The following is a 26491-nucleotide window of genomic DNA, read 5'->3' as shown; positions in this document are numbered from 1 at the left end:
TTCTGCATTTACAGGAGTTGAACATGGTTAAGGGATTAAAAGATAAAGTCGCTTTAGTAACAGGAGCAGCCCAAGGCATTGGCCGTGGGATTGCCCTGCGCTTGGCGCAAGAAGGAGCACACATTGCATTAGTCGATATGAAACAAGATCGATTGAATGATGTGCAACAGGAAATTCAGGCTTTAGGTGTAAATGCGAGCACATTTATTGCCGATGTCAGTGACCGCGAGCAAGTGTATGCCGCTATAAATCATGCTGAGCAAACTCTTGGTGGGTTTGATGTCATGATTAATAATGCTGGTATCGCTCAGGTTCAGGCGATTGCAGATACCACACCAGATGAGTTTCATAAAATCGTTGATATCAATATTGGCGGTGTACTGTGGGGAATACAGGCTGCTGCTGCAAAATTTAAACAACGCCAACATAAAGGTAAAATTATTAATGCTTGCTCAATTGCAGGCCACGATGGGTTTGCTTTGCTGGGTGTTTATTCTGCTACCAAGTTTGCAGTACGTGCGCTTACCCAAGCCGCCGCAAAAGAATATGCCAGTCACGGTATTACGGTAAATGGATATTGCCCTGGAATTGTCGGAACCGACATGTGGGTTGAAATTGATAAACGTTTTGCTGAAATTACTGGTGCGGCTATAGGTGAAACTTATAAAAAGTATGTAGAAGGCATTGCTTTAGGTAGAGCCCAAACGCCAGACGATGTAGCCGCATTAGTTGCTTTTCTGGCGAGTGAAGATTCAGATTACATTACGGGTCAATCGATTTTAACGGACGGCGGAATAGTCTATCGCTAAAACAACATCCTGATTTGAGGGAGATAATAATGAAAGCAGCACGTTTTTATGACAGAGGCGATATCCGTATTGAAGATATCCCAGAACCAGAAGTCACTGCTGGCACTGTAGGCATTAAGGTTGCTTGGTGTGGAATTTGTGGTACAGATTTGCATGAGTTCATGGAAGGAGCAATTTTTATTCCACCGTGTGGACATCCACATCCTATTTCAGGTGAATCAGCTCCGATTACGATGGGACATGAGTTTTCAGGTGTGGTCTATGCGGTAGGTGAAGGTGTTGATGATATTGAAATCGGTCAACATGTAGTGGTAGAGCCTTATATTGTGGCTGACGATGTGCCGACTGGGCCGGACGATAATTATCATCTTTCAAAAAACATGAATTTTATTGGTTTAGGTGGTCGTGGCGGCGGGTTATCGGAAAAAATTGCGGTTAAACGCCGTTGGGTACATCCAATTTCCAACAAAATTCCATTAGACCAAGCAGCATTAATTGAACCGTTATCGGTTGGTCATCATGCTTTTGTACGAAGTGGCGCCAAAGCTGGTGATATTGCTCTGGTTGGTGGTGCAGGGCCAATTGGTTTACTACTTTCGGCAATTTTAAAAGCGAAAGGGCTTACTGTCATCATTACCGAGTTGAGTGCAAAACGTAAGGAAAAAGCAAAAGAGTCAGGAGTTGCAGATTATATTTTAGACCCGTCAGAAGTTGATGTGGTTTCTGAGGTTATGAAGATCACCAATAGTGATGGCGTCGATGTTGCGTTTGAATGTAGTAGCGTTAATAAAGTATTAGATACTTTGGTGACTGCAACTAGATCGACTGGAGTCATTGTGATTGTTTCGATTTGGAGCCATCCAGCATCAATTAATGTGCATAGTGTGGTAATGAAGGAGCTTGATGTACGAGGTACAATTGCCTACGTAAATGACCATCAGGAAACCATTAAGCTGGTTGAAGAGGGTAAAATAAATTTAGAGCCTTTCATCACTCAGCGTATTCAACTGGACGATTTGATTTCACAAGGTTTTGATACCTTAATTCATAATAATGAGTCAGCGGTTAAAATTATTGTACAGCCATAAATGAAATGATAAACCCATAAAAAAGAGCGATGATTCGCTCTTTTTTATTAAAGTAAATTGTTATTTTTGGCTTCAATAATAGGCGGTAATGGCTGCCCTAAAGAGCTTAAAGACTCTCGTTCAATCAGGCGAACAATTGAATCGAGCGGTAAATCATTTTCTTGCAAACCAAAAGGTTCTTCAATTTGGGCACTTAAGGCATCTAAACCTAAAAACATATAAGCAATAAGACCAACAATAAGCGGTGTCCAGATGCCTAAAGTTGCTTCTAGGCTAAAAGGTAATATAAAACAAAAACAGTAAACAGCACGATGTAAAAGTACTGAATATGAGTAGGGCAAAGGTGTCCCAGCAATTCGGTCACAACCTGCTTGAATATTGCCTAACTCCACAATATGACGATTCAGTGTGCTGTAGATAATATCGCTAATCTCGCAATTTTTAAGCACTTTAACCAAATCTTTTTGAATATTTTCTAAGACAAATTGTGGGGCATTAATATGCTCATTTAAATAATCAAGTGAAGAGTTATTTAAATAGGCATGTTCAAGAAATTGGGTCGGTTCAACAGTTTGCTGACGGAGTCGATCACGTAATAAATTGCTAAAAATTAGTACCTGATGAATTAAATGTTCACGTTGTTCATCTGATAAAACATGGCTATCTCTGACAATATGCCTCGCATTTGCAATTAAAGCACCCCAGAGTTTTCGTCCTTCCCACCAACGGTCATAACAGGCGTTATTTCTAAAGCCCGTACAAATAGAAAGAATGACGCCAAAAATGGTAAATCCAATTGTGGGAACTGTCGGAATTTGAATGACATGATAAAAAGAAAGAAAAACGATCAATGCTGAAATGAGAATAACAATGCTCAGCGCAGGCAGAACCTTCGGCAAAATTGTTCCTTTCCAAGCAAATAATAATTTAAATACATTGCTTTTATCACGGACAATCATATAAAGCCTTTGAACAAACGAACCTAACCAAGAGCAGTATGATACGCCTTAGATTAGATAAATACCTCCCTAAAGCTTATGTTTTTGTCGATAACGCCAAAGTGTTGTACGGCTAATCCCAAAAATATTGGCAACCATATTCAGGTTGTGATTATATTTTTCTAAAGCTGCTTGCACATTTTCCGGATTAAGTTCCGTATTTGTCTCTGGCAATTTAACGTAATCCTCAGCATTTAAGAGTTCATTTGGTAAGTCTTCAACTTCAATTTCGACCTTACCATTGGCCATTGTTAACGCATAAAGCAAGGTGTTTTTAAGCTCACGAACATTCCCAGGCCAGTCATAATTAAGTAGAACTTGCATGGCTTTTTGATTGACGTGACGAGGCATCGTGTCGAGTTGAGTGGAGCTTTCTTTTAAAATCTGGTCGACAATCAGTGGAATATCGACTTTTCGCTCTCTGAGTGGCGGTATAAAAATTGGAATCACACGTAACCGATAGAGTAGATCGTGACGAAAACGCCCAGCCTTAGCTTCCTCACGCAGAGCTTTATGCGTTGCCGTAATAATGCGGACATTGGCTTGAATCGGTTTTTCACCGCCGACTGGGGTAACTTCACCTGTTTCTAATACACGTAATAATTTAGCTTGAAGTTCTAAAGGAATCTCGGCAATTTCATCAAGAAAAAGAGTTCCGCCCGCGGCACGTTCAAACACGCCTTTATGATCGCGAATTGCTCCGGTGAAAGCGCCTTTAACATGCCCAAACAGTTCGCTTTCTAAAATATTAGAATTTAAAGCTGCACAGTTAATAGCTACGAAAATCTTATTTTTACGCTGGCTATAATCATGAATCGCTTTTGCCACAAGCTCTTTGCCACTACCGGATTCACCGCGGACGAGCACTGGAAATTCGGTAATGGCGACTCTTTGAATGATTGAAAACATTCGGGTCATTTCTGGTGAGCAACTATTAAAAACCTTGGCTAAGTCTTTTAATTGCTCTGTTAATTGTACTTGATCAGCAAAATCTTCTTCTATGCCAACTGGCTGTAAAATATGTAGCTTCCCAATAAAATGGTTCTCTTTAATATAAATATCATGCTCTTGATAGATAAATCGTTTTTTAACTTTATGAGTATTAATTTCAAGATATTGATTGTGATGATCTTGAGTCAGTGCGGCTATGCTCTCGACAGAAATATCATCCGTATTAAATTTATAGTGAATTGCTTGAGTCGTGATATCAGCTAAAAACAGGCTCGCATTTGGGAATAAAGCTTTTAATTGCTCAAATAAAATAAAAAAATCTTGTTCTGACTCAAAATTTAACTTTGCCATTGTCTGTGTTTCATAATCGTTTCATTGAAACATACTTGAGTTTCATAGGAACATCAAGCTGAGTTTATTTTCTAACTTTAATTTTACTTATTATTTTAAGTTTTTGATTTTTATGTTTATTATTTAATTTAAAATAATTGGCATCTTATTTGCAAAATATAGGAAAGAAATAAATTATTGGGGTTATAAACCATGTTCTTTAAGCAGTTTTTTGAGCAAGAAAGTTCGACTTATACCTATATGCTTGCATGCGAAGAAACATTAGAGGCCGTTTTAATTGACCCTGTCGCATCAGATATAGAGATTTATGCAAAAGAATTAGAGCAGCCTCAATTTACACTCATATATACCTTAGACACCCATGTTCATGCCGACCATATCACGGCTGCGAATTTGCTGCGTGAACGCTTCCATTGCAAATCGGTTTTACATCGAAACTCAGGTGTAAATTGCGGAGATATTTTAATTACAGATGGTTGCATGCTTAAACTGGGCAATCTCAATATTGAAGCACGCTATACACCAGGTCACACCAATGCTTGTACGAGTTATCTGGTTGAAAATATGGTTTTTACTGGTGATGCATTATTAATTGATGGTTGTGGTCGAACTGACTTCCAAGCGGGTAATGCTGGCACACTTTATGACAGTATTCATAAACAACTTTTTAGTTTGCCTGACGATACTATTGTTTATCCGGGACATGATTATAAAGGTCGCCTGTCTTCGACTATTGGTAATGAGCGCTTAAAGAATTCACGTTTAGGACAGAATCGCTCGCGTGAAGATTTTATTAAATTGATGAATAATTTAAATCTGCCATATCCAAAACAGATCGATAAAGCATTACCTGCCAATCAAGCCTGTGGCTCAACTTCGCAATTTTAAGGTGGCAATATGGAACTCAAACAAATTGATCAAGATTTTTATGTTGCTGGTCAAATCACTGCCGATGAGGTCGCAAAAATTGCAAATCAGGGAGTAAAAACTCTGATATGTAACCGTCCAGATGGAGAAGGTGCAGACCAACCCAATGTGATTGAAATTGAAGAAGCAGCACAAAGGTTAGGTATACAAGTCATTTATCAGCCAGTGACAAGTGGCAAAATTACCGATCAGCAAGTGAACGATTTTAAGCAGTTTTATCAGAATGCCCAGAAACCTGTTTTAGCGTATTGCCGCTCTGGCATGCGTGCAATCAGTTTATGGGCTTTGGCCGAAGTTGACCCAAAAGATGCAGCTCTGTTAGTCGAAACAGGTCATAAACTTGGATTTAACCTAAAAGGCTTAGTGCCACGTATTTTAAAACGTGATCATGAATCAGCAACGATTCCTTGCTATAGTGTTGTGATTGTTGGTGCTGGAGCAGCTGGAATTTCTGTTGCATCTAGTCTCTTATGTCGTGAACCAAACTTAGATATTGTCATTATTGATCCGGCAGATACGCATCATTATCAACCCGGCTGGACCATGGTAGGGGCCGGTATTTTTAAGCCGCAAGTAACAGCAAGTTCAATGACAAGTGTGATTCCATCCAAAGTGAAATGGATGAAAGCTGCTGTTGCTGGATTCGACCCCGACCACAATCAGGTTATTCTGGAAGGATGCCAACCCATTCAATATAAAGCGTTGGTCGTATGTCCCGGTTTAAAACTGAATTGGCATGGGATTGAAGGCCTAGTCGAAACCCTTGGTAAAAATGGGGTGACCTCTAACTATCGCTATGACTTGGCGCCTTATACATGGGAACTGGTACAACAATTAAATGGTGGAAAGGCAATTTTCACCCAACCTCCTATGCCAATTAAATGTGCTGGTGCTCCTCAAAAAGCAATGTATCTTTCGGCCGACTATTGGTTAAAGCAAGGCAGACTTAAAGATATCTCAATTCACTTTTATAACACTGGCGCTGTTTTATTTGGGGTGAAGGAGTATGTGCCTGCACTGATGCAATATGTCGAAAAATATGGTTCTGAACTGCACTTTAACCATCAACTTGTCAAAGTAGATGGACCTGCAAAAAAAGCATGGTTTAAAGTTGTGAATGATGAAAATGCAGCATTGGTCGAGACCGATTTCGATATGTTGCATGTGGTTCCACCGCAACAAGCGCCTGATTTCATTCGTGCAAGTACTCTCACTGATGAAGCAGGCTGGGTGAGCGTTAACCCGCAAACCTTACAACACACACAGCATGCCAATATTTTTGCTTTAGGTGATGTGATGAATGCGCCTAATGCCAAGACTGCTGCTGCGGCACGTGCTCAAGCTCCGATAGTGGCTGTAAATGTTCTAGCACAACTTAAAGGTGAGCAAAACTTTTGTGAATATAACGGCTATGGCTCATGTCCACTCACCGTAGAGCGTGGAAAGATTGTTCTGGCTGAGTTTGGCTATGGCGGCAAGTTACTTCCAAGTTTTCCGAAGTGGGTGATTGATGGGCAAAGACCATCTCGATTGGCATGGCTACTTAAAGAACAGGTTTTACCGCCAATTTACTGGCAAGGCATGCTCAAAGGCCGCGAATGGATGGTCAAACCTGAGCGAGGATAAGTAAAGATTAATAATCTTTACCCGAGCGCAAGTCGAGAGCTGTGCTCGAGTTAAGAGGATAAGTAAAGCAACGCTTTACTCTGAGAAGCGATTGAAGCTTCGAAAGAAGGCGAAAGCTGTACTCAAGTGGAATAGTTCAACAAAGATTTACCCTGAAAGGTGGTTAAAACCTTGCAGAGAGGAATAACTTTACCACATCAATTACAGCAGTTCACTGCAAATGCAAAACATGAAATTTTAGGCTTCTGATATGTTATTACTTGTCGTTGAAGGCATTGTGATTGGCTTTTTACTTGGTCTTACAGGAGCGGGTGGTGGCATTCTTGCTGTACCTGCACTAATGACCAGTCAAGGCTGGAGCGTGGCTCAAGCAGCACCAATTGGTTTATTGGCAGTTGCGCTGTCTACACTGATTGGAACGATTGAAGGGCTATTTAAAAAGATGGTTCGTTATCGTGCTGCAATCTGGATCGCCCTTATTGGCGCACCTATGGCACATATCGGAATTTTAATAGCCAACACGATTTCTCCTATTTGGCTCATGCTCATGTTTAGCTTAGTTATGTTTACAGTAGGCTATCGACTCATCAGCAATCGCGTATCAGATTTTCACAACCCACCGTGTCAGGTTAACCCAAGTACGGGGCGTTTCATCTGGAATTTTAAAACGGGAAGTGTTCTCGCGAGCATCGGGATTATTGCTGGGCTTTTAACGGGAATGTTAGGGGTTGGCGGTGGTTTTGTGATCGTACCTGCACTTAGAAGAGTCACTAATCTCGACATGCATAGTATTGTTGCAACCTCACTCATGATTATTTTTCTTATTAGTGGAACGAGTATTGTGATGCATATTGCAGAGGGTTTTCACTATCCAGTAGGCATTACCAGTGCGTTTGCACTCGCATGTGCATTCGGTATGTTAGTCGGACGTCGAGCCATTCGTTTTATTCCGGCTGCAATTGTACAAAAAGTCTTTGCTTTAATGGTTTTTGCTGTCGCAATTTATATGGTAGTTAAGATTGTTAATCTCACAAATATCTAAGTGATATAGTATTTTAACTCACCTTTATAAATACAAGTTTCCAAATGAAGCCTTAACATTAACTTTGGAAACTTTTGAATTTAAACCATTTAAATTTTTTGAGAAAACGATATGAAGCGAATTAACGTGGCAATTTGTGGTTTTGGACGGATTGGACAACAAATTGCAGAGCTTCTTTTAAATCGATCTGAATACTATAAACAAAAATATCAAATTGATGCTCGTTTAGTGGGTGTCTGCAACTCATCATCCGGCTTAATTGATCAAGACGGTTTGCAAGCTGCCAAGTGGCTAGATAAAACTCAATATCAAGCAGGTCAAACTGAGCAAAAGTTTTTAGAACAGGTACAGGCGGATGTCATTATTGAGACTGGGCCAAGTGATTATGTGACAGGGGGCAAAGGCCTGTTTTATTTAAATTATGCTCTAACACATAACATGAATGCGATAGCAGTATCTAAAGGTGCTTTAGTTGTAGAGGGCAAAAAAATAATTAATTTGGCACATCAACACAATAAAAAATTATTTTTTAGCGGCGCGACGGCTGCGGCTTTACCGACAGTTGATTTGTTTGAATATAACTTAGCAGGCTGTCAGATTTTAGCAATAGAAGGTGTTTTTACTGGAACTACAAATTTTATTTTAAATGATATGTTGCAACATGAATGTACATTTGCAGAATCTCTTCAAAAAGCTCAAGCAAAAGGTATTGCCGAACCTAATAGTTCTTTTGATGTAGATGGGTGGGATACGGCTGCTAAAATTACGATATTGGCAAATACCGTTTTGGGAGCTGATATAAAAATTCAAGATATTCCAAGACAAGGAATCAGCCATGTTACTGCCGATCATATTCGTGACTGGAAAAAAGAAGATCTAATTCCTCGTCTGGTGGGTTTTATTCATATTGAAAATCAGCAAATTCAAACAGGTGTTGAATTAAGATTAGTTCCGCCAAATCATTCTTTTGCTCATCTGCAAGGTTCTAATAAATGCATTCGAGTGTTAACTCAAGAAATGGGTGAGCTTGTTGTAAGTGGAGGAGCATCTGCGCCTTTAGCTACGGCAGCTGCTGCTTTAAAAGATTTTGAGTTGATGCTAAAAACGGGCTGCTAAAATTAATTATGATTTATAAAAAAAGCAGGCTTTTAAGCCTGCTTCTCACAATTTTTTTGACTATTAAATAACTTTTTTCCAATTTCAAACTTACTAAACATTAAGTAGTTGCCAAGTAAGATTAATAAAATTCCAATTACAGCATTTAAGGTCCACTCATATCCTTCAAAGAAGGTAGAAACAGTTAGAGCCACTAAAGGGAAGAGCAACGTGCTATATGCTGCTTTTGAAGCACCAATTCGCCCAACTAAAGAAAAATAAGCAGAGAACCCAATAACTGTGCCAAATACAGCCAAGTAAAGTACTGAACTTAAAAATGGGAAATTCATTGGAGGCATTAAATTTTGACCAGTAAATAAAGCTAAACTTAACATCACCAGTGCACCATATGTCATGGCATAACAGTTCGTTGAAAAGATATTTAAACCACGTTTTTGATGTCTAACACTGATCATATTCCCTAAAGAAAAACCGTAAGTGCCTACAGCACATAGCCCAATACCTAATAATAACTGAGCATTAAACTGGCTATTTATGAGATCATGCCAAAATAGTAAAACGATGCCACCTAAACCTAAAAGTGCAGCTGGACCAAAATTTGGTGAAGGTTTTTGATTAAAAAAGATAAGGGCATTAATGGCATTAAAGAAAACAGCCATCGAAAAAATGACAGACTCTAAACCGCTGTTTACATATTTAACTGCGGTATAAAAGCAAATAAAGTTTAGGCCGAAAACACATAGACCTTGTAGCATACAAAATAAATGGTCTTTTAATGCAATTCGCTGTAATTTTCCTGAAAATAGTAAAACTACCCAAAGTAATAAGGCCGAAATGGCAAAACGCCACAAAATTGCGACGACGGGTGTTGCATAATGACTCTGAATGGCAATTCCAATCCATGTTGTTCCCCAAATCAACACCACTGCAACATAGAGTAAAATATTCATAAATTCATCCTCGATTACCAAGCTTAAGTATCGAGGAATGTTTCATTTTTCACGTATATATTCTTGTGTTGTACATGCAAGATCTTGCGTTTTTTATAGATCTAAACTAGCTCAATTTTGCTGAATATGGTTAACTTAAGTTCAATGATATTCGTTTTAAATTGGCATGGCCTATCAAACTTTAGAACAGCTACAGCAATCTAAAGCCAAGCTTCACGAAACCGTGGTGCTTGATGAAAATATGCAACTTGCATTTTGGTCTAATCAACAAGATCGTGTAAGTGTCTGTAGCGACCACCACACTTTAAGTCTCTATATTCAAGATGGTTATGAAAGCTATCAAAAAACACCTGTGGGCTGGAAAAATGGCGGCGGGCCGGGGCGTTTTTGCTTATTGCCAGAACATCAGGAGTCGACTTGGGATATAAGAGGTGGGCTTAAATTCGTTCACTTGTATTATACCGACCAGCATTTGCGTGATGTCGCGGAAAAAATATGGGACAAAGAACCTAATCAAATTGAACTTAATGAAGTTACATTTAGTGATGACGAACGGATTCGCGCGTTATATCAGTTTTTCTTGCTAGATTGTGACTGGCAAGATTCTTCAAATCATTTGCAAATGAGCACAACAGCCAGTTTATTGCTGAATCATTTAATTCGAAAATATAGCAATGTTCAATGGCAACAGCCTGCCATTAAAGGTGGACTTGCACCTCATAAACTTAAATATATTCAAGATTGGATTGAAGATCATTTAGATCAAGCACTTACTTTGTCTGATTTAGCAAATGTTGTGAATTTAAGCGAATATCATTTTGCTCATATGTTTAAACAATCTATGAATATGGCACCTCACCAATATGTCATGCAAAGACGGTTGTTGAAGGCGAAAGGACTTATTAAATCTTCACATTTCTCTTTACAAGATATTGCTCTAGTATGTGGTTTTAGTTCGGCTAGCCATTTGAGCCATCGCTTTAAACAGTTTTATGGCATGAGTCCTTCACAGTTACGTTAAAAGACTCATGTTCAATTTTCTATAAAAGATAAACCAGCAATCCAACCAGTGCTGATGCAAAAATCACGTATAACACATTAATTTCAAAACGGAATAAGGCAATAAATGCTGCGACTGTAATTAAAGCCGCAACAACATCAAAGGGTCCAGAAAAACCTTGGGGCCATAGCACGTGATAACTGAAAAATAATGCCAGATTTAAAATCACACCGACCACAGCCGCGGTAATTGCAGTAAGGGGCGCCGTAAATTTAATTTCATTATGGGTAGATTCAATAATGGGCGCACCAGCAAAAATAAAGACAAATGAAAAAAGAAAAGTAAACCAAGTGACAATGACTGCACCCAGTGCTCCAGCAAAAAATAGATGTTCTGGGCCAAGTAATGCATGATTCACACCTCCTAAAAAACCGACAAAAGCAACAACCATAATCAGTGGCCCCGGCGTGGTTTCACCTAAAGCGAGTCCATCAATCATTTGAGTAGGTGAAAGCCAACCAAAGTTATTCACTGCACCTTGATAAACATACGGTAAAACGGCGTATGCACCACCAAAAGTAAGTAAAGCTGCTTTAGTGAAGAACCATGCCATTTGAGTATAAGAATGATGCCATCCAAAATATGAAGCTAAAGCTAAGAGGGGTAATAACCATAAAGTGATTGCCACAAAAATAAGTCTAGCTAAGCGCGACCATTGGAATTTAGCGTGCTCTGGCGTGGGCGTATCATCATCAATAAATGCACGGCCATAATCTTTTTGACTGGCTTTATGACCCGCCGCTGAAGAAAATAGCTCAGGATATTTTTTACTGGCTAAGTAGCCTGCAATACCAGCTGATAAAACAATAAGAGGAAAGGGAAGTTTTAAAACAAAAATGGCAAAAAACGCAGCAATTGCAACTCCCCATAAAAATTTATTTTTAAGAGAGCGGCTACCTATACGGTAAGTAGCATGAAATACAATTGCAGTTACGGCTGGTTTAATTCCATAGAAAATTCCAGCAATAACAGGTACATCTCCAAATTTTATATAAACCCAAGATAAACCAATTAAAATGAATAAAGAGGGTAATACAAATAAAATACCAGCAACCAGCCCACCCGCCGTTCGATGCATGAGCCAACCAATATAAGTCGCCAATTGTTGTGCTTCGGGGCCAGGTAGTAACATGCAGTAGTTAAGTGCATGTAAAAATCTTTTCTCAGAAATCCAGCGTTTTCGCTCAACCAGTTCTTGATGCATGACTGCGATTTGTCCCGCTGGTCCACCAAAACTAATAAAACCCAATTTCAACCAAAATAAAAAAGCTTGCCAGAAACTGATATTTTCCACTGGCCCATCCGCGATGGTTTCTTCTTTTTGTAGCATATCCATCTCTTTAAAATAGAACTTAATTTATAAAAATATTTGCTTTAGAAAGGCCAAATTATTTTTAACAGCATAGCAAAGCCAGATGTACTTTTGATGATCATTTTTTCAATCTTACGTTTTTATGTATATCAACACTTTGAAATTAATAAAAATTATATTTTCAACTAAAGTTATCGCTTTAAATTATTTCCACTACAGAAACATTTTATACATTATTTGCTCAAGTTGTTATAACAGGTTGTGCAGCATGAGCCAGCTCCCCCAAGATTCAAAAAATCATAAACCTCTTTACGATCAGTTAAGGGAACTCATTCTCAATAAAATCGTAAATGGTGAATATGCTGTTCTTAGCCAAATTCCATCTGAAAATGAGTTTGCTGAACAGTTTGGTGTGAGTCGAATTACAGTTCGTCAGGCATTAACTCAATTACAGTTAGAGGGCTACATTTTCAAAGTTCCAGGCAAAGGAACTTTTGTAAGTAAGCCAAAAACCTTCCAGAACATCTCAAATTTACAAGGCTTTGCTGAAGCAATGTCATCTGCGGGTCATGAAATTTTGAACAGGGTTATCTCGGCTGAGCTTAAGCAAATTCCTGTGCATGTCGTACCGAAATTGAAACTACCTGTTAAAGCCAATGTGTATGAAATTCAACGTGTTCGTTTGCTAAACCGCCAGCCGGTTTCCTATGAGTTGACCTACTTACCAGAACATATTGGGCTAAAACTTAAAGAGAAAGCGATTGATTTACGTACTACCGATATTTTTAAAGCCCTCGAAGAAGAGTGCGGTATCCCACTGGGGCATGCTGATTTAAGCATTGATGCCACAGTAGCTGATGAAGAGTTAGCGGCCTTACTACAAGTGGAGTTAGGTACACCTATATTACGCGTAGAACGCTTGACCCACGATGCAAATGGGCAACCGATTGACTATGAATATCTCTATTTTTCAGGTGATACGTTCCAATACCGTTTACGTATTCATCGTTAAGAACAGAAATAAAAATAAGGAATATACAACCATGGAAACTAAATATCTTGAATATGACATTGTCGTTATTGGTGGTGGAACTGCTGGGCCAATGGCAGCAATTAAAGCAAAACAGGAAAACCCCAATCTAAAAGTTTTACTGATTGAAAAAGCTAACGTAAAGCGTAGTGGTGCTATTTCAATGGGTATGGACGGGCTTAATAATGCCATTATTCCGGGGTACGCAACACCAGAGCAATACACCAAAGAAATTACGATTGCCAACGATGGAGTGGTTAACCAGACAACTGTATATGCATATGCCAAACACAGTTTTAAAACCATTCAACAACTTGATCAATGGGGCATTAAATTTGAAAAAGATGAAACGGGTGAGTTTGCTGTAAAAAAAGTACATCACATGGGCGCATATGTTTTACCAATGCCTGAAGGCCATGATGTAAAAAAGGTTTTATATCGTCAGTTAAAGCGTGCTCAAGTTAAAATTAACAACCGAATTGTGACTACGAAGCTTTTAAAAAATGAGCAGGGTGCAATCAATGGTGTACTTGGCTTTGACTGCCGTAGTGGTGATTTTTATGTCATTAAAACTAAAGCTGCCATTTTATGTTGTGGTGCAGCAGGGCGTTTAGGTTTACCAACTTCAGGCTATTTAATGGGAACTTATGAAAACCCAACCAATGCAGGCGATGGTTATGCCATGGCATACCATGCAGGTGCAGAACTTGCCAATTTAGAATGCTTTCAGATTAATCCGCTGATTAAAGACTATAACGGTCCAGCTTGTGCCTATGTCACAGGCCCATTGGGTGGATATACCGCCAACAGTAAAGGTGAACGTTTCATTGAATGTGACTACTGGAGTGGTCAAATGATGTGGGAATTTTACCAAGAGCTGGAAAGTGGTAATGGTCCAGTTTATTTAAAGGTAGATCATCTGGCTGAAGAAACGATTCAAACTATTGAGGAGATTTTACATACCAATGAGCGCCCAAGTCGCGGACGTTTTCATGAAGGCCGAGGTACCAATTATCGTCAAGATATGGTGGAAATGCATATTTCAGAAATAGGTTTTTGCAGTGGACACAGTGCTTCTGGTGTATGGGTAAATGAAAAAGCAGAAACATCAGTTAAAGGTTTATATAGTGCAGGAGACATGGCTGCCGTACCACATAACTATATGCTTGGTGCATTTACCTATGGCTGGTTTGCTGGAGTAAACGCAGCACAATATGTGAGCGAAACTCTAGATAGTGAATTGAACCAAACTGAAATAGAGGCAGAGAAAGCACGAATCTTTGCTCCACTTAATTGCGTTGAAGGTTTACCAGCCGAACAAGTGGAATATAAGTTGCGCCGTTTTGTAAATGACTATTTGCAGCCACCTAAAACGCGCCAAAAAATGGAAATTGGGCTTAAACGCTTTGAAGAAATAAAACAGGATATTGCCCGAATTTCTGCACAAAACCCGCATGAACTCATGCGCGCCGCTGAAGTATCTTTTATTCGAGACTGCGCAGAAATGGCGGCCAGAGCCTCATTGTTTAGACAAGAAAGCCGTTGGGGCCTTTATCACTATCGTGCAGATTTTCCTCAGAAGAATAACTCGGAATGGTTCTGTCATGCACATTTGAAAAAAGATGAAAACGGCAACATGACCAGTTTCAAAAAAACAATTGAGCCTTATGTGGTTCCGATTAATCAAGATGAAGCTATGTCTTATGACCGTTTACGCATTCAAAAAGATGTTGCTCTTACAGACTAAATAAATCAGGAATTCAAACAATGGCTTTTATTTTTAAAGAAATTCAGCACCGTACTATCGCTCCCGTCATTATCGATGAAGATAAATGTATTGCTGATAAAGGATGTACAGTCTGTGTAGATGTTTGTCCAATGGACTTATTGGCAATCGATCCTATAACTCAAAAAGCTTATATGCAATTTGATGAATGTTGGTACTGCATGCCTTGTGAAAAGGACTGCCCAACGGATGCAGTCAAAGTAAATATCCCATACTTACTCAAATAATTAATTTGGAATACATAAAATGAAAGATAGAAATAAAAAATTATTACTGAGCAGTTTAATTGGCGTTATTGTCCTCGGCACTATTGGGTGTGGCAGCAAAAGTGAAACTGTTCGGGTAGCGATTGGTACACAAGACACAACCATTAACTGTGCAAGTGGTGGATTACTTGTTCGTGAGTTGAATTTATTACCAAAATATTTACCTAAAGATGGTCAATACAAGCATGTTAAATACGACATTCAATGGAAAAACTTCACCTCTGGTGCACCACTAACCAGTGAGATGGTAGCTGGGCGTCTAGATTTGGGAGCAATGGCCGACTTTCCTGCTGTAAACAATTTAGCTGCATTTAAAAAAGCTGGAAAAGAAAGCATATTTTTAGCACCGTTGTCAGGCAGTATTAATGGCAGTGGCAATGCGATTGTTGTTCCAATTGACTCAAAAGTCACCTCACTGAAAGAACTAAAAGGACAGACTATTTCTGTACCTTTTGCCTCAACTGCTCATGGCCTCTTACTACGAGCGATTCAAGCTGAAGGTTGGCAACTTGATAAAGATATTAAAGTGATTGCTCAGGCTCCAGAAGTGGCGGGGCCTGCATTAAAAAGTCATAAGATTGCTGCGCATGCTGACTTTGTACCCTTTGGAGAGTTATTTGCTTACCAAGGTTTTGCTAAAAAAATCTATGATGGTTCACAAGCAAAATCACCGACATTTCATGGCTCACTTGCCAGCAAGGATTATGCACAGCAACATCCAGAAGTCATAAAAGCTTACTTACAAGCGACTATTGAAGCAAATCGTCTGATTCGGGAACAACCTGAAAAATATAGTGAACTGATTGCAGAAAAAACGGGTATTCCTGCCGAGGTGGTTTATCTGTTTCATGGACCATTAGGTCTACAAACTCGTGATTTGACTTGGAAACCTGAATATCGAAAAGCAACCCAAATTGCCATAGATACCTTAAAAGTTCTAGGCAAAAACGATGGTAGTCTCGATGTAAATAAATTTATTGATGACCAATACATTAAAGAAGCATTTCAGGCTTCTGGACTCAATTACAGCCAACAACTTTCTGATTATGCAAAATCGCTATTAGTTGCAAATGATGCTTTAACAGGACAACCCATCAAAACGTTTAATCGAGTGACTCAAATTTGGGTAAAGGGTGAAGAAAAGGTTCGTAGCTATGAAACACCTGAGCATGCTTTTTCTGATTTAAAGAAAATTCAAACGGCAGGAAAAACCGTACGTGTGGTTTATAGCCAAGATCATCAATCCGACATTAAATTGCTTGCCAATTTGGCATGGTACGCCACAGATAAAGCAGGTCAAGTGCAGGCCTTTTTATTAAAAGATGATGCTGAAAAATGGGCTAAACAACAAGGCGGAAAAGTATATGACTTTAAAACCATTCAGCTAGTGACCCATGGTTGATGTTGTTTTACTCACATATCAGGAGGTGACGAATGAGTAGTTTAGCCCAGACAAAACCCAAGAACCAAAGCATTTTTTTACTCAAGTTTTTTCAGGTGTTGAGGTCATATCAAACACATTTTAAAAATTATGGAATCGCTTTTACATCCATAGTTTTCTGGATAGCAATCTGGCAGGCGTTGGCTCAATTTAAAATAAATTTAGGTATTGTGAACTTTAGCAATGTACCGACACCTTTAGATGTTGTACATGCGCTATGGTCGTTTTTTCAACTCAGCACAGCATTTGAACATGTTGAATCTAGTATTTTTCGAGTTGTAATTGGCTTTTTATTGGCTGCATTGATTGGTGTAGGCATTGGATTGTTGGCTGGACGTTATCAAAAAATTGCTGCATTTTTAATGCCGCCATTAGAAGTATTACGCCCAATTCCAGCAGTTGCATGGATTCCTTTAGCGATTCTGATTTTTCCATCATCAGAAGCTTCCATGATTTTTATTACCTTTATTGGCGCTTTATTTCCGATTCTATTAAACACAGTCCATGGTGTCGGTGCAGTCGACCCAAGATTAATTGCATCGGCAAAAAGTCTAGGCGCTTCTGATTTCGCCATTATCCGTGAAGTCATTATTCCGGGTGCATTACCCAACATTATTACCGGTTTATCCATTGGAATGGGTACTTGTTGGTTCTGTTTAGTCACCGCTGAAATGATTTCAGGCCAACACGGAATTGGTTATTTCACATGGGAATCTTTCACCTTGCAAAATTACAGCAATATTGTAGTTGGCATGGTGCTGATCGGGGCATTAGGTATGTTCAGTAGTACCTTAGTCCGTGTGATTGGAAATCGATTTACCCCATGGTATCAATTGAGGAAGTCTTAAAATGTCAATTACACAAGGCCATGTACGCATTCAAAATCTATCACTACATTTAGGGCAAGGTAAAAATCGCTTTCAAGCATTAGATCGGGTCAATTTTGAAATACAACCGGGTGAGTTTATTTGTTTATTAGGGCCTTCAGGTTGTGGAAAGTCAACATTATTAGGGGCTTTGGCAGGACACTTACCCATTAGTTCAGGAACTTTAACAGTCGACAATGAGTCTATTATTGAACCGCATCCGGATAGAGGATTGGTTTTCCAGCAGCATACTTTATTTCCTTGGAAAAGCGTTTTAGAAAATATTGCTTTTGGTTTAAAGATGAAAGGAATCAGCAAGCATAGCCGTATAGAACAAGCCAGAAAGATGATTGATCTGGTTGGGCTTAAAGGATTTGAGCAGAAATTTCCTGCCGAACTTTCTGGCGGTATGCAGCAAAGAGTTGAAATTGCGAGAGTACTTATTAATGAGCCTCGAATCTTATTAATGGATGAGCCTTTTGGAGCACTTGATGCTCAAACCCGTTTAAAAATGCAAATGCTATTGCTCGAAATTTGGCAAGAAATTCAAACTTCAGTTTTATTTATTACCCACGATATTGATGAAGCACTTTTTCTCGCAGATCGAGTACTGATTATGAGCCATAGACCGGGCCGAATTATTGAGGAAATCAACCTTGATTTTGAACGTCCACGTGATATCGAACTTGTTACGAGTAGTGAATTTACAACCATTAAAAAACATTGCATGCAAACTTTAAAGGAAGCCACTCAACAAGAAGAGTTAAGTCGCTTAAACCCGTTAGGGCTTGGAAAGAAAGCACAAATCAAGGAATACGAATGAGTTTTTATTATCAAACCTTAGACGACCAAGATGAATATAATCAGGAATTTCTCGCCCAGCTAAATCAACCAGATGAAAAGGTTCGTTTTGTTGCTTTAATGAATATTGGTGATGAGGAAAATCCAGATTTATTGCCTTGGGTACATGACGCATTAAAACATGATCCTTCCGCTTTGGTCCGTGAAGAAGCTGCTAAAAAACTAGAAAGTTGGGAAGATGAAGCGAGCTTATATGTGCTTGCTCAAGCTTTGATAGATGAAAGTGCTGATGTTCGTCAGGCAGCAAGTCAGAGTTTAAGTGAAATCAAAGAAGCTGCATCAGCTGATGTACTTGCACCATATTTACAGCATGAAAATACTTTTGTAAAAAGCGCAATTTTACGTGCATTAAAACCTTTACGACCACAGCAGTTCTTTGCAGAAATATCAGCTTTGGTACAGCATCAAGATATTCTTGTACGCCGTGAAGCTGTGAGTGCTTTAAGCTGGTTGCAACAAGATCAAGCCATTGCAATATTGGCAAAAATTGTTGAAACAGATGTAGATGATGAAGTACGTAGAATAGCAACAGGTGGTCTTGCCTATAGTAAAACTATATCGGCCGATGTAATTCAGGCACTTCAATATTCGCTAGGTGCTAAAAGTTGGCAACTACGAGTTGAGTCGGCACTCACTATTGGAAAATTACGTATTATTCAGCTTGAAACGCAATTAATTAGCGCTTTATCTGACCCTTACTGGCAAGTACAAATTGCAGCTGTACGCAGTTTAGGGTTATTAAAATCGAGTTTGGCCGTTACAGATTTAGCAGTTAATTTTAAACATGAAATTAGCAATTTACGCAAAGAAGTTGCTTTAGCGCTGGGTGAAATTGGCACACAAGAAGCTCAAATGCTATTAGAGCAGCATCAACATGACCCTGATCCTGAAGTCCGAAAAGCAATTCGTATTGGATTAACTCAAATCACGGAGGGGGCGTATGCAACTCAGACCTGATATCCGTGTAGATATTTTAAATAAACAAGTTCATTTTATTTGGAGTGATGGTTCAAGCCTATGCTTGAGTCATCAAAATCTTAGAGAAATTTGTCCGTGCGGTTTTTGCAGGTCAAAACGTATAAAACAAATAAAAATTGAACAGGCGGAAATTGAAATTACCGCAATGTTTGATCAAGGATATGGTGCCCAAATCTGTTTTAGTGATGGACATGACAAAGGAATTTATCCTTGGGTTTTCTTAAAAGAGTTTTCTAATTACTAAAAATGCCTTCTACTTTTTGGCAGAAGGCATCTCTTTATTTAATGGTCATGTTCTAAATAATCTGGTTTTTTCGGAAGCGCAAGGCTACATAAGAAACAGATAATAAGCATAACAATGACATAGATGAAGAAGGTGTTTTCAATTCCAGCAGCTTTAAACTGTAATGCAACCGAAGGTGCCGACCCACCAAAAATGGCATTACCTACTGCATAAGAAAATCCTACGCCCAATGCACGCACATATGGAGGGAACATTTCGGCTTTAACTAAACCACTAATAGATGTATAGAAACTCAAGATCAACATCATAAAAATGAGGAGCAAGGTAATGATGATCGGCGAATCTATATAATTAGGCATTCCGATTGCCATAACGGGATAGATAAAAATCGCAGATAATAAGCTAAAAGCCAACATTGAAGAACGTCGCCCAATACGGTCGGAAATTGAACCAAATACAGGTTGAGCACACATATAGACAAACAACGCGAAGGTCATTATATAACCAACGGTTTTTCCATCCATACCTAAGTTCGTTAAATAGGTTTTTGAATAAACGGTTTCAACATAAAAAGTTAATGAACCAGCAGAGGTATAACCAACCACCAATAAGAATGTTTTCCAGTGTTTTTTAAAGAGTTCTCTTAAACTACCTGATCCCGCACGTTCACTGTCTTGATGAGAAAGCGTTTCTTCTAAGCGACTACGAGCGAGTAAAGATACAATTGCAGCAATACCACCAATAACAAATGGAATACGCCAACCACCATTAAGTAATTGTTCCTCACTCAAAAACGTTAATAAAATTACGCCGAGCAAACTTGCCAGTAATTGACCACCAGAGAGTGTGACGTATTGAAAAGAGGAGTAAAAACCACGTTGACCTTTTAATCCTAATTCACTCATGTAGGTTGCTACGGCACCATATTCACCACCGACTGATAAGCCTTGAAGTAAGCGGACAACGAGTAAAAGAAAAGGAGCAAATAATCCGACTTGATCGTAAGTAGGCAAGGCAGCAAATAAGAAGGAACTCAATGCCATTAAGCAAATAGAAATGACCATTGATTTTTTTCGACCATGTCGATCTGCAATACGCCCAAATATCCAGCTACCAATAGGACGCATGAAAAAACTTGCAGCAAATACACCCCAGACATAAATAGCTTTGGTCGAACTATCCATGTCAGGTGCAGTTAAGGCTTGTGTAAAATAAGCCGCAAAGACTGCATAGATATAAAAGTCAAACCATTCAACAAGGTTACCAGAGGCCGCACCAACAATACCGCGTATTCTGCTACGTTTTTCTTCCTTAGTGTATGTCATATATATTCCGTCAGTTAGCAGAAAAAAATAGAAATTTTTAGGTGTAATGAGCAGGAAATCGTAAGAGTTTTTAAATATCACTCAATCCTGAGTACTTACCTTAGAATTCCTCTCCATGCATTTTTTATAATTTTAAATTTTCATTCTAGTGATTGTATGATCTTTTGTTCGATTTAAAGATATTTTTATCGATTATCGAACATTTCCTTAATTTGGTTATATGATCATCGCACCATAAATTTTATTTAAAATCAAATATCTAATTTATCAACCATATTCGTTATTGTATTCCTCCTTATTTTTAGTCCTATTTTGAGCATAGTTTTATTTTGACTATTTGGTAATACTTAAAAAGTTATAGTCTCAATTTCAAAGAAAATAAATAAAATTCATATAATGATCATGCTTTATTACATAAAATTCACTTGATCTAAAAATTATATAATTTGTTGTTTCTGGATATCTGTCCCTGTATTCTTTCGAGGCTAAAAAATATGGAAGATCTCCGACTTTTAGCACACTTATATTATGCACTGTAGGACAGGTAGTTATTCAATGGACAGACACTCGTTAAATCTTCACTTCATAACATGTTCTAAAACAGCATTGGCTTCATCTATTGCACTGATGACATCTGTAGTCTATGCAAATGAAGCGGAGGTTTCACAGCTCCCAACTATTACCGTGAATGCTACCCAAAACGTTGATGCTTTATATTCCTCAAAAAAAGTTGATTTATCTGGTTTTCAAACAGGCGATATTAAAAAAATTCCTGCCTCTATCACAACAATTACATCTGAGCGCATAGCAGATCAACACGCAAAAACACTGACTGATGTTATTAAAAATGATTCATCTTTAGGGGATGGCTACGCTGCAATTGGCTATTATCCAAATTTCGTAGCTCGTGGTTTTTCGCTCGATTTAGGTTCAAGTTATCTCATTAATGGCCATAACATTCGTGGTGAACAAAACGTTGCTTTAGAAAATAAAGAGCGGGTAGAAATTTTAAAAGGAATTTCTGCTATTCAAAGTGGAATGTCGACTCCAGGTGGTGTTGTCAACTATGTGACCAAACGACCTGCCGATGTTAAGAGTATTACCGTAGATGCAAACTCAGAAGGTGGTTATACACTTGCAACGGATGTAGGCGGCTTTTTGAATGATAAATTTGGCTATCGAATTAATTTAGCCCATGAAAGTATTCACCCAAATGTTGACCACGCAAATGGTAAACGTGAGTTTGGTTCAGTTGCTTTAGATTGGAAAATTAATGATCGCTCTAAACTATTATTTGATATTGAAGCTCAGCATCAAAGCCAACGCTCAGTTCCGGGGTATCAACTGCTTGATGGACAAGTACCAACAAATGTTGATGAAGACCGTTTATTGGGTTATCAGTCTTGGAGTAAGCCTGTTGTCAATAACAGTGTAAATGCCAGCTTGAAATATCAATATGTCTTTAATGATCAGTGGAACGGCAGTTTAAGTGCATCGCAAAGCCGTGTTGTGATTGATGATAATAGTGCTTTCCCATGGGGATGTTATAACGATATTTGTGAAGTTACTGGTTTAGGCAATACTTTTGATAAACATGGTAATTACGATATTTACGATTTCCGTAGTCCAGATGACACACGTATTACCAACCAGTTTGCTGCTGGGTTAAATGGTCAATTCAATACTGGCAACATTCAGCACCAAGTTGCTTTGGAACTACAACGTACTTATAAGACCTTAAAGCACCATACACCTCTTAATGTAGCGGTAGGAACAGGTAATATCTATCAAGATACGATTGACTATAGCTCATCATCAGAAAGCTTAGGCGATCGTTACAAAGCTCTAGAAAGCAATCAGACTGCTTTCACGATATCTGACCGAGTTCAATTTAACGATCAATGGTCAACTCTACTAGGTGGAAAACTTATTCACCTTGATGAGCAAGCTTATAATTCAGATGGGCAGCAAAGCCGAGATACGGATTTAAATAAGTTCTTACCACAATTAGCGCTCATGTATAGCCCAGCTGCTACGTCTAATCTTTATGCTTCATATGCCAAAGGTTTATCGGATGGTAGTGAAGCACCTTGGTTTTCTAATAATGCTCTTGAAATTTTATCACCTAGAAATTCTGAACAATTTGAACTTGGTATTAAGCAACAAGTACAAAACTTCTTGCTAACAGCTGCTATTTTTGATTTAAAACAGGATAATCAATATAGCAAAGTCAATGCCGATGGAACTTTCGATTTTATTGAGCAAGGTGAACAGCACAATCAAGGTATTGAATTAGGTTTAACAGGTGCATTAACAGATACAGTAGATGTAAGCTCAGGTATTACCTATACCAAATCTCGCCTTGTTGATATTGATAGTGACAGCTACAAAGGTCATCAAACTCAAAATGTACCGAAAGTACGGGCAACTGCTCAGTTATCTTATAAAGTACCTTCAGTTGAAGGTTTAAGATTACTCAGTGGTATGCAATATAGTAGTAGTAAATATGCAAACAAAGAGGCAACTGCAAAAGTAGGTGGATATAGCGTCTTTAATATTGGTGCCGCCTATAAAACAAATTTTGCTGGGCATGACACGACGTTTAGATTCAATATTGACAACTTATTTAATAAGAAATATTGGCGTGATGTAGGCGCATTTATGGGCGATGACTACTTATTCTTAGGTAATCCTCGTACAGCTCAATTCTCTACAACTTTTAATTTTTAAAATTTATAAAACAAATAAAAAAAGGAGCTTATAAAAGCTCCTTTTTTTATTTCAGGAATTAAGCCGACATTTTTGGTTTAACCATATTATTAATCGACAAGATATCATCAAGCACTTGTGCTGATAATAAGCCTTCGTTCTGAACGAGTGCCAATACACTTTCTCCAGTTTCGTTTGCAGTTTTAGCAATACGAGTTGTAGTTTCATAACCCAAATATGGGTTAAGTGCAGTCACAATACCAATTGAATTTTCAACTAAAGCTTTACAATGCTCAGGATTCGCCGTAATCGTATCAATACATTTACTTTGGAACATTGTCATCGCGTTACCAAGCAAATCCATCGATTCAAATAGTTTGAATGCAATAAGTGGTTCCATTGCATTAAGCTGTAATTGACCCGCTTCAGCAGCCAAAGTTACAGCCAAATCATTTGCAATAATCTGGAAACAAGCAAGGTTCATCGCTTCTGGAATAACTGGGTTTACTTTACCCGGCATGATTGAACTACCCGGTTGACGTGCTTCTAGGTTAATTTCGTTAATGCCGGTACGAGGTCCACTTGAAAGTAAACGCAAGTCGTTAGCAATTTTCGATAGCTTAGTTGCTGTGCGTTTTAATAAACCAGATAAAAGAACGAAATCGCCCATATCTGAAGTTGCTTCGATTAAATCAGGAGATGACTTAATTTTCTTACCAGAGATTTTTGCAAGCGCTTGGATCGCAAGTTCGCGATAGTTAAATTCAGTGGTGATTCCTGTACCAATCGCTGTACCGCCAAGGTTCATATAAGCCAGTACATTTGGAATAAGCGTATTAATTTGCTCAAGATCTTTTTGTAAGGTTACTGCAAAAGCTCCAAACTCTTGACCTAATGTCATTGGTACAGCATCTTGCAACTGAGTACGACCCATTTTTAAGATGTGAGCAAATTCTTGAGACTTGTTACGGAAACTTAAAATTAAGTTATTAAAAGGGAGATTCAATTCGTCTAAATTTAATAATAAGCCTAAACGAATTGCAGTAGGGTACACGTCATTTGTAGACTGTGACATGTTGATATCATTATTAGGGTGTAAATATTGATATTGGCCTTTTGCATGTCCCATATATTCTAAAGCAACATTCGCCAATACTTCATTTGCATTCATATTGGTTGAAGTACCAGCACCACCTTGTAACATATCGATCGGGAATTGATCGTGAAAATTACCGCGAATAAGTTGATTACAACTGTATTCAATTGCTTCAAATTTAGTTTGATCTAAGCTTTTAAGATTATGATTCGCTTCAGCACAAGCAAGTTTTACCATTGCTAACGCTTTAATTAAATGAGGGAAATCTCTAACTTTGCTTTGAGTTAAGTTAAAGTTTTCTAGAGCACGTAATGTTTGAACTCCGTAATAATCATTATTATTGATTTCTCTATAACCAATAAGATCCTTCTCAATACGGGTGGTAATTTCAGCGTTCATCATTAAACTTCGAATTAGTAGAGTAGATAATTCATATTAGATTTCGAAATGCTTCACTTCTAATGCATTTATCAAGTTAATTATGCATTTTTTGCATATCAGATTTTTTCTTTTCTAAACCTAAAAATAAAAAAACTTTTTTCTTTGCTCATTAAATCTAAATTTTATTTTTTAAATTAATGGTTTACTGTTTAGTTAAATTTAATGTATAAAATTACTGAATGAACTAAATGATCACGTAATTAAAAAAATAACCGTATACAAAATTTTAGACTCGTTAATTTAAGTGAATTATCAAGTAACTTAACGGCCATAATATTATCGAAAGTGTAGCTTATCTAACAAATTTATATAAAAATGTGATGCATTTCACATAAAAGGCACTATAATACAAAAAAATCCTAGTTTTTAAGTTTATGTTAAAAGTCACAGCTGCATTAATTATTTTGGGTAGTTTTACATACTATGTACTTTTCCATGGTGAAGAGAAGAGTGAGTCTAAAACCTCTCGTCTGCTTAAAGAAGCTGAGCAGTCTATTGCCTCTGCAGAAACCTCTGTAAACAAGGCAAATAATATCGTAGCCATATCTTATAAATAGCCACGGTTACTCAGCTTAACTATTTTATATTATCCATCAAAATATTATTTTATCTAAGTTTTATTAAATTTTAGGTAAAAGACTGTATGTATAGAGACAAAATTCATGAGAATGAAGTTTATCGCCTATGATCCCAATTCTGGGGAAAAAGTAAGCTTAAAAGAGCATATCCATCAAATGGATAAATACACCACATATATCTTTTTTAGCGATGAAAAAGATAATATGGTATTTAATCCACAGAAAAAGCAAGTTTTTGAAATTACTCAATATACTTCTAACATGATGGTTGAAATTTCAAGAAAGCTATATTATCTCATTGGTGAATATTAGAAATTTGTTTCGGTCCGATTTGGGATAGATACTTTAGTAGAATAGTCAGGTTTCTTTAGTGGAACTATACTGCAAATATATCTTCTGATTTGAATGAGTTCATTAGGTCAGAAAGCTTAAATCCTGAAATGATCAAAATAGTAATATTTTAGTTTTACAGTCCGTATTCTTCCCCAAGGTGCGGACTTTTTTTATCAAAATTAAAACATGAAGAAATCATCGGACTATTCTTATTTTTTATTAAGGTTGAATTATTCATTTACTAGCGTTATGTTTAATTTAATTATTGATTTAAAATAATTTTTATTAGAAGAATTTTATATTTGTA

Annotated in this window: 24 protein-coding genes; 18 read left to right on the top strand and 6 right to left on the bottom strand. The window is 37.9% G+C overall.

The window, feature by feature from the left end; translation table 11 throughout:
* Nucleotides 1–23: 23 nt before the first annotated feature.
* Nucleotides 24–809, top strand: a complete 786-nt coding sequence (locus AC2117_RS09710) for an acetoin reductase (protein WP_133973712.1) — start codon at nt 24–26, stop codon at nt 807–809.
* 29 nt (nt 810–838) lie between these two features.
* Nucleotides 839–1897 (top strand): 2,3-butanediol dehydrogenase, encoded by a 1059-nt coding sequence (locus AC2117_RS09705; RefSeq protein ID WP_133973710.1) that lies wholly within the window; start codon nt 839–841, stop codon nt 1895–1897.
* 47 nt (nt 1898–1944) lie between these two features.
* Here the strand turns inward: AC2117_RS09705 and AC2117_RS09700 are convergent, their stop codons facing one another.
* Nucleotides 1945–2856 (bottom strand): bestrophin family protein, encoded by a 912-nt coding sequence (locus AC2117_RS09700; RefSeq protein WP_133973708.1) that lies wholly within the window; start codon nt 2854–2856, stop codon nt 1945–1947.
* 69 nt (nt 2857–2925) lie between these two features.
* Nucleotides 2926–4197, bottom strand: a complete 1272-nt coding sequence (locus tag AC2117_RS09695; protein ID WP_133973706.1) for a sigma-54 interaction domain-containing protein — start codon at nt 4195–4197, stop codon at nt 2926–2928.
* Between the two features lie 192 nt (nt 4198–4389).
* Here AC2117_RS09695 and AC2117_RS09690 point away from each other — a divergent pair, with 192 nt between their 5' ends.
* The 4 genes from AC2117_RS09690 to AC2117_RS09675 all read left to right on the top strand — a co-directional run bounded on the left by AC2117_RS09690 (nt 4390) and on the right by AC2117_RS09675 (nt 8908).
* Entirely contained in the window at nt 4390–5085 is a 696-nt protein-coding gene (locus AC2117_RS09690) for an MBL fold metallo-hydrolase (protein WP_133973704.1), read from the top strand.
* Between the two features lie 9 nt (nt 5086–5094).
* Nucleotides 5095–6750 carry a bifunctional protein tyrosine phosphatase family protein/NAD(P)/FAD-dependent oxidoreductase gene (locus tag AC2117_RS09685; RefSeq protein WP_133973702.1) on the top strand — a complete coding sequence of 552 codons (1656 nt, stop codon included), beginning with the start codon at nt 5095–5097 and terminating at the stop codon, nt 6748–6750.
* A gap of 250 nt (nt 6751–7000) precedes the next feature.
* Nucleotides 7001–7792, top strand: coding sequence for a sulfite exporter TauE/SafE family protein (locus AC2117_RS09680; RefSeq protein ID WP_133973700.1), 792 nt, complete (start codon nt 7001–7003; stop codon nt 7790–7792).
* Nucleotides 7793–7903: 111 nt separating this feature from the next.
* Nucleotides 7904–8908: a homoserine dehydrogenase gene (locus AC2117_RS09675; protein WP_133973698.1), complete on the top strand. Its 1005-nt coding sequence runs from the start codon at nt 7904–7906 to the stop codon at nt 8906–8908.
* 32 nt (nt 8909–8940) lie between these two features.
* Here the strand turns inward: AC2117_RS09675 and AC2117_RS09670 are convergent, their stop codons facing one another.
* Nucleotides 8941–9858 carry a DMT family transporter gene (locus tag AC2117_RS09670; protein ID WP_133973696.1) on the bottom strand — a complete coding sequence of 306 codons (918 nt, stop codon included), beginning with the start codon at nt 9856–9858 and terminating at the stop codon, nt 8941–8943.
* A gap of 166 nt (nt 9859–10024) precedes the next feature.
* On the opposite strand from AC2117_RS09670, the gene AC2117_RS09665 reads away from it, so the two are divergent.
* Nucleotides 10025–10879: a helix-turn-helix domain-containing protein gene (locus AC2117_RS09665; RefSeq protein WP_042896405.1), complete on the top strand. Its 855-nt coding sequence runs from the start codon at nt 10025–10027 to the stop codon at nt 10877–10879.
* Nucleotides 10880–10898: 19 nt separating this feature from the next.
* On the opposite strand, the gene chrA is transcribed toward AC2117_RS09665, so the two are convergent.
* Nucleotides 10899–12248 carry a chromate efflux transporter gene (chrA, locus tag AC2117_RS09660; protein ID WP_133973694.1) on the bottom strand — a complete coding sequence of 450 codons (1350 nt, stop codon included), beginning with the start codon at nt 12246–12248 and terminating at the stop codon, nt 10899–10901.
* A gap of 250 nt (nt 12249–12498) precedes the next feature.
* Here chrA and AC2117_RS09655 point away from each other — a divergent pair, with 250 nt between their 5' ends.
* Genes AC2117_RS09655 through AC2117_RS09620 form a run of 8 tightly spaced genes read left to right on the top strand, consistent with a single transcriptional unit; the run spans nt 12499 to nt 19702 of the window.
* Complete coding sequence (locus AC2117_RS09655; protein ID WP_133973692.1) at nt 12499–13242, top strand: GntR family transcriptional regulator; 744 nt, start codon at nt 12499–12501, stop codon at nt 13240–13242.
* A gap of 31 nt (nt 13243–13273) precedes the next feature.
* On the top strand, nt 13274–15007 hold the full coding sequence (locus tag AC2117_RS09650; protein ID WP_133973690.1) for a fumarate reductase/succinate dehydrogenase flavoprotein subunit: 1734 nt from the start codon (nt 13274–13276) through the stop codon (nt 15005–15007).
* Nucleotides 15008–15027: 20 nt separating this feature from the next.
* Nucleotides 15028–15273, top strand: a complete 246-nt coding sequence (locus AC2117_RS09645) for a ferredoxin family protein (RefSeq protein ID WP_005040873.1) — start codon at nt 15028–15030, stop codon at nt 15271–15273.
* 19 nt (nt 15274–15292) lie between these two features.
* Nucleotides 15293–16714, top strand: coding sequence for an ABC transporter substrate-binding protein (locus tag AC2117_RS09640; protein ID WP_133973688.1), 1422 nt, complete (start codon nt 15293–15295; stop codon nt 16712–16714).
* A gap of 32 nt (nt 16715–16746) precedes the next feature.
* A complete protein-coding gene (locus AC2117_RS09635; RefSeq protein ID WP_133973686.1) occupies nt 16747–17601 on the top strand; it encodes an ABC transporter permease in 855 nt (284 codons plus the stop codon).
* Nucleotide 17602: 1 nt separating this feature from the next.
* Nucleotides 17603–18442, top strand: a complete 840-nt coding sequence (locus AC2117_RS09630; protein ID WP_133973685.1) for an ABC transporter ATP-binding protein — start codon at nt 17603–17605, stop codon at nt 18440–18442.
* The gene (locus AC2117_RS09625; protein WP_133973683.1) at nt 18439–19437 is read left to right on the top strand and encodes a HEAT repeat domain-containing protein; all 999 of its coding nucleotides are present in this window, start codon (nt 18439–18441) and stop codon (nt 19435–19437) included. The genes AC2117_RS09630 and AC2117_RS09625 overlap by 4 nt, the downstream gene beginning before the upstream one ends.
* Complete coding sequence (locus AC2117_RS09620; RefSeq protein ID WP_133973681.1) at nt 19421–19702, top strand: DUF971 domain-containing protein; 282 nt, start codon at nt 19421–19423, stop codon at nt 19700–19702. The genes AC2117_RS09625 and AC2117_RS09620 overlap by 17 nt, the downstream gene beginning before the upstream one ends.
* 38 nt (nt 19703–19740) lie before the next feature.
* Here the strand turns inward: AC2117_RS09620 and AC2117_RS09615 are convergent, their stop codons facing one another.
* Nucleotides 19741–21027, bottom strand: a complete 1287-nt coding sequence (locus tag AC2117_RS09615) for an MFS transporter (protein ID WP_133973679.1) — start codon at nt 21025–21027, stop codon at nt 19741–19743.
* A 528-nt stretch (nt 21028–21555) separates the two neighbouring features.
* On the opposite strand from AC2117_RS09615, the gene AC2117_RS09610 reads away from it, so the two are divergent.
* A complete protein-coding gene (locus AC2117_RS09610) occupies nt 21556–23757 on the top strand; it encodes a TonB-dependent siderophore receptor (RefSeq protein WP_133973677.1) in 2202 nt (733 codons plus the stop codon).
* A 58-nt stretch (nt 23758–23815) separates the two neighbouring features.
* Here the strand turns inward: AC2117_RS09610 and AC2117_RS09605 are convergent, their stop codons facing one another.
* Nucleotides 23816–25234: an aspartate ammonia-lyase gene (locus AC2117_RS09605; RefSeq protein WP_133973675.1), complete on the bottom strand. Its 1419-nt coding sequence runs from the start codon at nt 25232–25234 to the stop codon at nt 23816–23818.
* Nucleotides 25235–25647: 413 nt separating this feature from the next.
* Here AC2117_RS09605 and AC2117_RS09600 point away from each other — a divergent pair, with 413 nt between their 5' ends.
* Together AC2117_RS09600 and AC2117_RS09595 are read left to right on the top strand one after the other, a co-directional pair.
* Nucleotides 25648–25830 (top strand): hypothetical protein, encoded by a 183-nt coding sequence (locus AC2117_RS09600; protein WP_042896391.1) that lies wholly within the window; start codon nt 25648–25650, stop codon nt 25828–25830.
* 111 nt (nt 25831–25941) lie between these two features.
* Nucleotides 25942–26163: a hypothetical protein gene (locus AC2117_RS09595; RefSeq protein ID WP_080028261.1), complete on the top strand. Its 222-nt coding sequence runs from the start codon at nt 25942–25944 to the stop codon at nt 26161–26163.
* Nucleotides 26164–26491: the final 328 nt, after the last annotated feature.

The sequence above is a fragment of the Acinetobacter calcoaceticus genome (assembly GCF_900520355.1).
GTDB lineage: Bacteria > Pseudomonadota > Gammaproteobacteria > Pseudomonadales > Moraxellaceae > Acinetobacter > Acinetobacter calcoaceticus_C.
Note: the sequence above shows the minus strand (reverse complement) of the source record. Positions and strands in the feature narration are given on the sequence as shown.